This window comes from Sphingomonas sp. FW306-05-A, from assembly GCF_058782275.1.
Map to the genome: position 1 here is coordinate 209,132 of NZ_JBYSXN010000003.1, position 9,941 is coordinate 219,072.

At 63.9% G+C, this 9,941-nt stretch carries 10 protein-coding genes; 9 read left to right on the forward strand and 1 reads right to left on the reverse strand.

What is annotated here, in order from left to right:
• The first annotated feature begins 74 nt into the window (after nucleotides 1-74).
• From gorA to AC3WJR_RS17285, 3 genes are read left to right on the forward strand one after another with little or no spacing between them, the layout of a single operon-like run.
• The gene (gorA, locus tag AC3WJR_RS17275; RefSeq protein WP_492726494.1) at nucleotides 75-1,424 is read left to right on the forward strand and encodes a glutathione-disulfide reductase; all 1,350 of its coding nucleotides are present in this window, start codon (nucleotides 75-77) and stop codon (nucleotides 1,422-1,424) included.
• A gap of 42 nt (nucleotides 1,425-1,466) precedes the next feature.
• Nucleotides 1,467-1,709: a ribbon-helix-helix domain-containing protein gene (locus tag AC3WJR_RS17280; protein ID WP_492726495.1), complete on the forward strand. Its 243-nt coding sequence runs from the start codon at nucleotides 1,467-1,469 to the stop codon at nucleotides 1,707-1,709.
• Nucleotides 1,696-1,995, forward strand: coding sequence for a type II toxin-antitoxin system RelE/ParE family toxin (locus AC3WJR_RS17285; RefSeq protein ID WP_492726496.1), 300 nt, complete (start codon nucleotides 1,696-1,698; stop codon nucleotides 1,993-1,995). The genes AC3WJR_RS17280 and AC3WJR_RS17285 overlap by 14 nt, the downstream gene beginning before the upstream one ends.
• 38 nt (nucleotides 1,996-2,033) lie before the next feature.
• On the opposite strand, the gene AC3WJR_RS17290 is transcribed toward AC3WJR_RS17285, so the two are convergent.
• Nucleotides 2,034-4,079: a M13 family metallopeptidase gene (locus AC3WJR_RS17290; RefSeq protein WP_492726714.1), complete on the reverse strand. Its 2,046-nt coding sequence runs from the start codon at nucleotides 4,077-4,079 to the stop codon at nucleotides 2,034-2,036.
• Between the two features lie 144 nt (nucleotides 4,080-4,223).
• Here AC3WJR_RS17290 and AC3WJR_RS17295 point away from each other — a divergent pair, with 144 nt between their 5' ends.
• The 6 genes from AC3WJR_RS17295 (at nucleotide 4,224) to AC3WJR_RS17320 (ending at nucleotide 9,909) form a co-directional block, all read left to right on the forward strand.
• A complete protein-coding gene (locus AC3WJR_RS17295) occupies nucleotides 4,224-5,750 on the forward strand; it encodes an acyl-CoA carboxylase subunit beta (RefSeq protein WP_492726497.1) in 1,527 nt (508 codons plus the stop codon).
• Between the two features lie 69 nt (nucleotides 5,751-5,819).
• Entirely contained in the window at nucleotides 5,820-6,107 is a 288-nt protein-coding gene (locus AC3WJR_RS17300) for a hypothetical protein (RefSeq protein ID WP_492726499.1), read from the forward strand.
• Entirely contained in the window at nucleotides 6,104-6,316 is a 213-nt protein-coding gene (locus tag AC3WJR_RS17305) for a hypothetical protein (RefSeq protein WP_492726500.1), read from the forward strand. The genes AC3WJR_RS17300 and AC3WJR_RS17305 overlap by 4 nt, the downstream gene beginning before the upstream one ends.
• 176 nt (nucleotides 6,317-6,492) lie before the next feature.
• Nucleotides 6,493-8,322, forward strand: a complete 1,830-nt coding sequence (cobT, locus tag AC3WJR_RS17310) for a cobaltochelatase subunit CobT (RefSeq protein WP_492726502.1) — start codon at nucleotides 6,493-6,495, stop codon at nucleotides 8,320-8,322.
• Between the two features lie 184 nt (nucleotides 8,323-8,506).
• Nucleotides 8,507-9,619 carry an acyltransferase family protein gene (locus AC3WJR_RS17315; RefSeq protein ID WP_492726504.1) on the forward strand — a complete coding sequence of 371 codons (1,113 nt, stop codon included), beginning with the start codon at nucleotides 8,507-8,509 and terminating at the stop codon, nucleotides 9,617-9,619.
• A 26-nt stretch (nucleotides 9,620-9,645) separates the two neighbouring features.
• A complete protein-coding gene (locus tag AC3WJR_RS17320; RefSeq protein ID WP_492726506.1) occupies nucleotides 9,646-9,909 on the forward strand; it encodes a ribbon-helix-helix domain-containing protein in 264 nt (87 codons plus the stop codon).
• Nucleotides 9,910-9,941 lie beyond the last annotated feature (32 nt).

Consider the following 9,941-nt stretch of genomic DNA (forward strand, 5'->3'; position numbering starts at 1 on the left):
CTTATCCCCGTTTGGGGGCAGTGACTAACCAGGATTTACGGGCCGCGTGTTTTGCGGCTGCAGAAGGACAAGACATGGCTGAGTATGACTACGACCTTTTCGTCATCGGTGCGGGCTCGGGCGGTACGCGCGCGTCGCGCGTTGCGGCGGCGCATGGCGCGAAGGTCGCGGTGGCCGAGGAATATCGCGTCGGCGGCACCTGCGTCATTCGCGGCTGCGTGCCCAAGAAGCTGCTCGTCTATGGCGCGCATTTCGCGGAGGATCTGAAGGACGCGAAGCGGTTCGGCTGGGACGTGCCCGATAATCTCGGGTTCGACTGGGTCCGGCTGCGCGACAATGTGATGGAGGAGGTCGACCGGATCAACGGCGCCTATACCGACACGCTCAACAACAACGGGGTCGACATCATCCTCGATCGCGCGGTCGTGACCGGGCCGCATTCGGTCCGGCTCGGTGACGGGCGCGAAGTGACCGCGGGCAAGATTCTGATCGCGGTCGGCGCAACGCCGGTCGTGCCCGACTGCCCGGGGAACGAACACGGCATCACCTCGAACGAAGTGTTCCATCTCGACGCGCTCCCCAAGCGCATCCTGATCGCGGGCGCTGGCTATATCGCCAATGAGTTCGCGGGGATCTTCAACGAATTCGGCAGCAAGGTGACGCTGATCAACCGCACCGACGTGATCCTGCGCGGCTATGACGAATCGATCCGCGATCGCCTGCTCCAGATCTCGATGATGAAGGGGCTCGAATTCCGCTTCAACGCCGCTTTCCAGGGGATCGAGAAGCAGGGCGACGGGTGTCTCCGCGTCTCGATGACCGGCCATGAGCCGATCGACGTGGATTGCGTGCTGTTCGCGACCGGGCGGTCGCCCAACACCCAAGGGCTCGGGCTGGACAGCGCGGGCGTCGAGATGGACGACAAGGGCGCGATCGTGGTCGACGAGGACAACAAGTCGACCTGCGACAGCATCTATGCGGTCGGCGACGTCACCAACCGCGTCCAGCTCACCCCCGTCGCGATCCGCGAGGGGCAGGCGTTTGCGGACACGATGTACGGCAACAAGCCGCACCGGGTGGATTATGAGAACATCCCCTCGGCGGTGTTCAGCCATCCCCCGATGGCGGGCGTCGGCCTGACCGAAGCGCAGGCGAAGAACAAGTTCGGCTCGGTCAAGGTCTACATGTCCGACTTCCGCCCGATGAAGAACGTGCTCGCGGGGCGCAACGAGCGCGCGTTGTACAAGATGGTGTGCAACCCTGAGACCGGTCAGGTGCTCGGGCTCCACATGATCGGCCCGGACTCGCCCGAAATTCTGCAGGCGGCGGCGGTCGCGGTGAAGGCCGGGCTGACCAAGGACGACTTCGACCAGACCGTCGCGCTGCACCCGTCAATGGCGGAGGAACTGGTGCTGCTGCGGTAAGGGTTGCTTGTGGCGCGGTCCGCATTTTAGTAGGATCGCGCCATGGCACAGATGACGGTCTCTGTTTCCGAAGACATGCTTTTCTGGCTGGAACAGCGCGTTGCGGATGGAAACTACGCGAGCAGCAGCGACTATCTGGCCGAGCTGATTCGGGCGGACAAGGCGCAGGCGGACCACCTGGACTGGCTCCGCGTCGAAATCGCGAAAGGCTTCGCGTCCGGGGTAAGCAAGCGATCCCTGCAGGATATTCTGGCTGACCACCGGAATAGCCGTGCTGCGGCTTGAGCTCAGCGACAGAGCGGACGCCGATCTAACCGATATCCTGCGCTATGGATGCGCGACCTTCGGGGTCGACGTCGGCGAAGCCTATTTTCTGAGCTTCGACGCGACCTTTGAACGGCTGTGCGAATATCCCGAAATGCACCCGGTATCCGAGCAATTTGCCGGAGGCGTGCGAACCTGCCGGCATCGTAGCTACCGCATCTTCTACCGGGTCGAGGCCGACTGCCTCATCATCGGTCGCGTCTTCCATGTCGCACGCGAGATCGAGACAGGGCTCCCCCTCGACTAAGCTGCGAAGCCGCCAGCGCGGCGGCTTCGCACGGTTCGTTACCAGATATGCACCCGGTCCGCCGGTGCCAGATACAGCTTGTCGCCCGGCTTCACCCCGAACGCCGCATACCAGGCGTCGACATTCCGCACGATCCCGTTGACCCGGTAGAACGGCGGCGAATGCGGGTCGGTCAGCAACCGCGCGCGCGCGGCGCCTTCGCGGAGCTTGGACTGCCAGGCTTGCGCATAGGACAGGAAGAAGCGTTGGTCGCCGGTCAGCCCGTCGATCACCGGGGCCTTGCCGTGAGTCTGCTGATACTTCTGATAGGCGGCATAAGCGGTCTCGACCCCGCCGAGATCGCCGATGTTCTCGCCGAGCGTCAGCGCGCCCTTCACATGGACGCCGGGGATCGGTTCATAAGCGTCATATTGCTGGCTGAGCGCGCCGGTCCGCGCCTTGAACGCGGTTTTCGCCTCGGGCGTCCACCAGTTCTCGACCCTGCCGGTCGGCCCGAACAGGCTGCCCTGATCGTCGAAGCCATGCCCCATCTCATGCCCGATGATCGCGCCGATCGCGCCATAGTTGACCGCGGCATCCGCCTTGGGGTCGAAATACGGCGGCTGCAGGATCGCGGCGGGGAAGGTGATCTGGTTCGCCAGCGGATTGTAATAGGCGTTTACCGTCTGCGGGGTCATGTCCCACAAAGTCCGGTCGACCGGGGCCTTCAAGCGCGAGAGGTCGAGCTGATGCTGGAACTCGCCCGCGCGGATCGCATTGCCGAGCGGGTCGCCACGGACGACCTGGAGCGAGGTGTAGTCGATGTACTTGACCGGATGTCCGACGCGCGGGTCGAATGCGGCGAGCTTGGCGAGCGCCGCGGTCTTGGTCTTCGCGTCCATCCAGCCGTTCGCGGTGATCCGGTCCTTGTACGCAGCGCGCAGATTGGCGATCAGCTCGCCCATCTTGGCTTCGCTCTCGGGCGGATAGTGGCGCTTGACGTAGATCTCGCCGATCGCCTCGCCCATCGTGCCGTTGACCATCGCGATCCCGCGCTTCCAGCGTGCGCGCTGCGACGGCTGGTCGTTGAGCGTCTTGCCGTAGAAAGCGAAAGTCGCGTCGTCGAACGTCTTGGGCAGCATCGGGGCTGCGGCGACCGCGAAGCGGAACTTCATCCAGTCCTGCCAAGTCGACACCGGCGTTTCGGCGAAGATCTTGCCGAGCCCGGTCAGCGCAGTCGAGTTGCTCATGATGACGACCGGGAAATCGCCATAACCCGCTGTCTGGAGCAGCAGCGGCCAGTCGAACTCGGGCGCGAGCGCGGTGCGCTGCGCCGCGGTCATCGGCTTGAGCATCGCCAACAGGTCGCGCGACTGGACCGGCGACCATTGCACCTTCGCCATCGCGGTTTCGAGCGCGATGATCCGGTCGGCGCGCGCGCTCGCATCGGTCAGGCCCGCCAGCGTCAGCATCTGCGCGACATAAGCGCGATACGCTGCGCGGAACGCGTCGTATTTCGGGCCGGTCTCGAGATAATAATCGCGTCCGCCCATGCCGAGCGACCCCTGTCCGGTGCCGACGGTATATTTCGACGGATCCGACGGGTTGGGAAGCTGGCCGATCACGACCGGGCTGGCGTACCCCGTGGTCGCGAACAGCGTCTGGAGCTTGGCGCGGTCGGTGGCGGCGTCGATCTTGGCGAAATAGGGCGCGAGCGGCGCGGCACCCGCCTTGTCGATCGCCGCTTCGTCCATGAAGCTCGCGTACAGGTCGCCGAACTGCTTCGCCCCCGCACCGACCGCGGCGGGGTTGGCGGCGGCATCGTCGAGGATCTTGCGGACGTTCGCCTCGGCCTCGTCGGTCAGCACGACGCCGTATCCGGCGGACGTCCGGTCCGGCGCGATCTGCGTGCGCTTGTCCCATCCGCCATTGGCGAAGGTCCAGAAATCGTCGCCGGGCTTCACCGTCTTTTCCTGCGTGGTCAGGTCGATGCCGAAGCTGCCGTAGCGCGCGCCGGTTGCCGCCGGGGTGGCGGCTGGTTCGGTCTTGGCGAGGCCGGGGGCGGCCAACGCCCCCAGCGCGACCGCGGTCGACAGACGAAGCATGAGCAGGCGACGCATTGACATTCTCCCCGTGTTTTACCCGAGCATAGCACCGAGTTCGGGCGCTGCAATCGGTGTTGCGTTCCGGTCTGAAAACGCGAAAAGACGGCGCAACCGGATGTCCAAGCCGAACGCCTAGGAGTTGCCATGTCCTCGACCATCGCCGAACTGGAACGCAAGCGCGCCGCGGCGCGGCTGGGCGGGGGCGAGAAGCGGATCGCTGCGCAGCACGCCAAGGGCAAGCTGACCGCGCGCGAACGGCTCGAGGTGTTGCTCGACGAAGGCTCGTTCGAGGAACTCGACATGTACGTCGAGCATAATTGCGTCGACTTCGGGATGCAGGACCAGATCGTCCCCGGCGACGGCGTCGTCACCGGATCAGGGACGATCAACGGGCGACTGGTGTTCGTGTTCAGCCAGGATTTCACCGTGTTCGGCGGGTCGCTGTCCGAACGCCACGCGCAGAAGATTTGCAAGATCATGGACATGGCGATGAAGGTCGGTGCGCCCGTGATCGGCCTCAACGACAGCGGCGGTGCGCGGATTCAGGAGGGCGTCGCATCGCTCGGCGGCTATGCCGAAGTGTTCCAGCGCAACGTGCTCGCGAGCGGCGTCGTGCCGCAGATCTCGCTGATCATGGGGCCATGCGCCGGCGGCGCGGTCTATTCGCCGGCAATGACCGACTTCATCTTCATGGTGAAGGACTCGTCCTACATGTTCGTGACCGGCCCCGATGTGGTGAAGACCGTCACCAACGAGATCGTCACGCAGGAGGAACTCGGCGGCGCGGTCACGCACACCACCAAGTCCGGCGTCGCTGACGTCGCGTTCGAGAACGACATCGAGGCGCTGCTCGCCGCGCGCGACTTTATCGATTTCCTCCCCGCGTCGAACCGTGAGGGATCGCCCGAGCGGCCGTCGTCAGACCCGTGGGACCGGCTCGAGGACTCGCTCGACACGCTGGTCCCCGCCTCCGCCAACCAGCCGTACGACATGCACGAGCTGATCCGGAAGACCGTCGACGAGGGCGATTTCTTCGAGGTCCAGCCGACCCACGCCGCCAACATCATCACTGGCTTCGGGCGGATCGAGGGGCGCACTGTCGGGTTCGTCGCGAACCAGCCGATGGTGCTGGCGGGGTGCCTCGACATCAATTCGTCCAAGAAGGCGGCGCGGTTCGTGCGCTTCTGCGATGCGTTCGAAATTCCGATCGTCACCTTCGTTGACGTCCCCGGCTTCCTGCCCGGCACGTCGCAGGAACTGAACGGCATCATCAAGCACGGTGCCAAGCTGCTGTTCGCTTATGCCGAGGCGACCGTCCCCAAGATCACCGTGATCACGCGGAAAGCCTATGGCGGCGCGTATGACGTGATGGCGTCCAAGCATTTGCGCGGCGACCTCAATTATGCCTGGCCGACCGCCGAGATCGCGGTGATGGGCGCGAAGGGCGCGGTCGAGATAATCTTCCGCGGCCGCACGCCCGAGGAAATCGCAACGCAGACCGCGCAATATGAAGCGCGTTTCGCCAACCCGTTCGTGGCAGCAAGCAAGGGCTTCATCGACGAAGTGATCCAGCCGCACTCGACTCGCCGCCGCATCGCGCTCGGCCTGCGCAAGCTGCGCGGGAAACAGCTCGAGAATCCGTGGAAGAAGCACGACAACATTCCGTTGTGAGTCCTTCCCGGGGCCCTACCTTGCAACCGATCAGGCGCGCCTTATAATGACCTTATAAGGAGTCGCCCCATGCAGACCGCGCGCGTGACGTTCTTGACGACGCCAGACGACAAGGCAGCACTTGATGCCTATGCCGCGCGGACCGGCCATTCGGTCGGGCATGTGCTGCGCGAGGCCTCGAGCCGCTACATCGCCGAGGGCGCGGACCGCGAAGACGCCGAACTCGCGGCGCTGGTCAGCGAAGTCAATGTGGCAATGCCGCGGATGGCCGCTGCGATCGACCGTATGATCCAGACGCTGGACGCGACCCATGACGAGGTCGACCGGACCTTGCGCGCCGCCGGCATCCGCACGTGAGTTCGCTTGGGGACGCGCTGGAGGCGATCCGCAACGTCGTGCTGATGCAGGAACGCCTGGAAGTCATGGACCGCAAGGTTGATCGCCTCGCCAACGACGTGAAGGGCCTGAGCAACTATGCCGCGGCAATCGACAAGCGCGTCGTGCGGATCGAGACGATCGTCGAGATGGGCGTACGGAGCAACGCCCAACCCCGGATCGAGGGCTGATCCGTACGCGATCCTGCGGCCGGTCGTTTTGCCTTTCGGCGCGGACGTTATCTGGTAGCTAGGTCCTCGTGGCGCTGCGTTGCACGTATCGCCCCACAATCCCACCACCCGGGTTGCGACGATCCACCCGAATCCCGATCTCGCACCTGGGCACATTGCCGTGCCGGAGTTGAACCGTGGCCACTGATACCCCACTCGATCGTTTCAAGGCCGTGCTCGGCGGAACCGCGCGCGCGCTGGCGGACGAGCCCGAAATCGAGCTGGCCTATACCGCGGACTCCCCGACCCAGTCGGGCAAGCACATCAAGGTGCCGATGCCTGCGCGCACGCTGCCGCCTGAACAGGTCGCCGAGGCGCGCGGCTTCGCGGATGGGTTCGCGCTGCGGCTGCGGCACCACAATGCCGCGATCCACAATCGCCACGCCCCGGGCGAGGCGGTCGCGCGCGCGGTATTCGATTCCGCCGAGAATGCGCGCGTCGAGGCGCTGGGCAGTCGCGGTTATGCCGGGATCACCGCCAATCTCGACACCGCGATGGAAGCGCGGTTGCGCGCCGACCCGATCACACGGGCGCGCACGCGCGCCGAAGTCCCGTTGTCGACCGCGCTCGGGCTGCTGGTGCGCGAACGGCTCACCGGGGTCGCACCGCCCGCCGCGACGCTGCAGGGCCTCGACCTGGTGCGTGAATGGATCGAACAGAAGGCCGGCGGCGATCTCGATGCGATGGCGCTCGCGATTGACGATCAGCGCGCCTTCGCCGGGCTGATCACACGGCTGCTCGAGGATCTCGAACTGGTCGAGGGCGACATTCTCCCCGACGAATCGGACGAGGGCGGCAATGACGACGAGGGCACCGAGGAACAGCAGCAGGACGAGGGCGACGAAGGCGACGATCAGGGCGACGAAGGCCAGGGTGAGATCGAGGCGCGCGGGTCCGAGCAGGATTCCGATGCCGAGGACGGCGAAGGCCAGGAACAGGGCGACGAGACCACCGACGACATGGACGGCGAGCCCGGCGACGACGGCGAGGAGGGGATGCTCCCGGTCCGCCCCAATCGCCCGCCCGCGGATTTCTCCCCGCAGTTCGAATATAAGGCGTGGACCACCGCCTATGACGAGGTGATCGCCGCGACCGACCTATGCGACGCAGACGAGCTACTGCGGTTGCGCTCCTATCTCGACCAGCAACTCGTCCATCTGCAGGGCGCGGTGACCAAGCTCGCCAACCGGTTGCAACGCCGCCTGATGGCGCAGCAGAACCGCAGCTGGGATTTCGATCAGGAAGAGGGGATCCTCGACGCGGCGCGGCTCGCGCGGATCGTCGTCAATCCGACGCTGTCCTTGAGCTACAAGATCGAGCGCGAGACCGATTTCCGCGACACGGTCGTGACCCTACTCATCGACAATAGCGGATCGATGCGCGGCCGCCCGATCTCGATCGCGGCGATCAGCGCGGACATTCTCGCGCGGACGCTTGAGCGGTGCGGGGTCAAGACCGAGATTCTCGGCTTCACCACGCGGGCGTGGAAGGGCGGGCAGTCGCGCGAGACATGGCTCGCGGCAGGCCGCCCACCGCAGCCGGGCCGGCTCAACGACGTCCGCCACATCGTCTACAAGAAGGCGGACGAGCCATGGCGGCGTGCGCGCAATTCGCTCGGGCTGATGATGCGCGAGGGGCTGCTCAAGGAGAATATCGACGGCGAGGCGCTGCTCTGGGCGCATTCTCGGCTGATCGCGCGGCCCGAGGAGCGCAAGATCCTCATGGTCATCTCGGACGGCGCCCCGGTCGACGATTCGACGCTCTCGGTCAATTCGGGGTCGTATCTCGAACGGCATCTGCGGCAGGTGATCGGCTGGATCGAGGCGAAGTCGCCGGTCGAACTCGCGGCGATCGGGATCGGGCATGACGTGACCCGCTATTACGCGCGCGCGGTGACGATCATGGATGCCGAGCAGCTGGGCGGCACGATCATCGAGCAGTTGGCGGCGTTGTTCGATACGCCGTAATTCTCTCTACCGCTCGCTGCGAGTTAACATCGACGCGTATCGAGGGTAAATATTAGATCTCAATGTCGCTGCAAAGGATTGCAGGTCGTTAGTGGGAGATAGTTGAAGGTATCGTCATCTGATCATGACTCTGTATACTCGGATCGACGGCGTCGGGGGACGCCCGTGAATGACAGGGGCGGGGATGGCAAGCATTGGTGGTCGGATAGACTATCTCGACGGGCTGCGTGGGGTCGCGATTCTATCGGTACTCTTGTATCATTATTGCGGGCCAACATATGCTGCCATTCTGGGATGTGATGGCGGCATATTTGCTCCGTTGATTGCGCGCGGTTGGGTCGGCGTACAATTGTTCTTTCTGATTTCGGGCTTCGTCATACTGATGACGCTCGAAAAACGTCGGGCGTTCGGGCCATTCCTGTATCATCGGTGGCTCCGCCTTTTCCCTGCGATGTTGATTACTACGATTACGCTCGTGGTATTCAATGCCGCCACCGACATACCTGGACCGCATCCGATGCGAAGCGTTCTCGATGTAATACCGGGACTAATCTTTGTCTCGCCATCGATCCTGCACGCGGTGATGCATCTCGACATACAGTCGCTCGATGGCGTTTTCTGGACGTTGTATACGGAAATGGGATTCTATGTCGTTTTCGGTGCCCTGTATTTCGTGGCCGGATGGCGGGTTGCGGTCTGCGCAATCGTGATTTTGGCGGTGGTGACGTCGACCGGGGATGCGATCATGGCGACGATGGGTGTTTCCCATGGCTTGCGCCGTGCCATCGAGCCGCTCGGATGGATGAACATGCACCTGTACGGCTGGTTTGCCAGCGGGGCGCTGTTCTACAAAGCACGACAAAGCAAGAGTGCGGCACTGTTCAACGCGGCGTTCCTTCTCGGTATTGCGACGGCGATGACGCAAACCAATTTCATACCGCTGCAATGGATCGACCGCGCAATCCTGATACTGGTCGTGATCCTGTTCTCGACCGCGCAGGTTTCGCGTCCCCTACAGGCTGCGCTCTCCAGCAGAATCGCGATGTTCTTCGGTTCGATCAGCTATGCCTTGTATCTGCTGCATAACGAGATCGGGGTCTCGTTGATCGGATGGGGCAACATGACCCTCGGGCGCGTGCCCCCCTTCCTGGTGGTGGTAAGCGTGGCGGCTGGTGCAGTGGCTGCTGCCTGGGGCGTTACGCGTTATGCCGAGCCGGCGGTAAGAAGCCTCATCAAACACGGTGCCCACACAGTGTCGAGCGCAAGGATGAGGAAGCGTGCGGCAATCGAGATCTGAAGGCGTCGATCTGCTACGGTAGAGTGATGCACGTCGTTCCTCCCTCCGGCGGGTTTATCGGCCCCGTCAAACGTTCCGTAACGATCGCCGGGCACCCTACGTCGATTAGTCTCGAACCGATTTTCTGGCGTGCCCTGGATCAGGCCGCTCGTGTGCGGGGGTTGCCACTCAACGCATTGATAGCGCAGGTAGATGCCCTCCGAATCCGCGCCGATGACCCGCCAAACCTTGCAAGCGCGCTCAGAAGCTGGATCGTTTCGCTGGCAAACTTTGAGAGTAATTCGCAATAGCGTTGACAATGAGAGTGACTCGCAATAGCGAG

Bases quoted from the DNA above. Each gene is read 5' to 3' on its own strand.
- AC3WJR_RS17295 (WP_492726497.1), top strand. From the start codon at position 4,224: ATGTCCTCGACCATCGCCGAACTGGAACGCAAGCGCGCCGCGGCGCGG.
- AC3WJR_RS17320 (WP_492726506.1), top strand. From the start codon at position 9,646: ATGCACGTCGTTCCTCCCTCCGGCGGGTTTATCGGCCCCGTCAAACGT.
- AC3WJR_RS17290 (WP_492726714.1), bottom strand. From the start codon at position 4,079: ATGCTTCGTCTGTCGACCGCGGTCGCGCTGGGGGCGTTGGCCGCCCCC.
- AC3WJR_RS17280 (WP_492726495.1), top strand. From the start codon at position 1,467: ATGGCACAGATGACGGTCTCTGTTTCCGAAGACATGCTTTTCTGGCTG.
- AC3WJR_RS17300 (WP_492726499.1), top strand. From the start codon at position 5,820: ATGCAGACCGCGCGCGTGACGTTCTTGACGACGCCAGACGACAAGGCA.
- AC3WJR_RS17315 (WP_492726504.1), top strand. From the start codon at position 8,507: ATGGCAAGCATTGGTGGTCGGATAGACTATCTCGACGGGCTGCGTGGG.
- gorA (WP_492726494.1), top strand. From the start codon at position 75: ATGGCTGAGTATGACTACGACCTTTTCGTCATCGGTGCGGGCTCGGGC.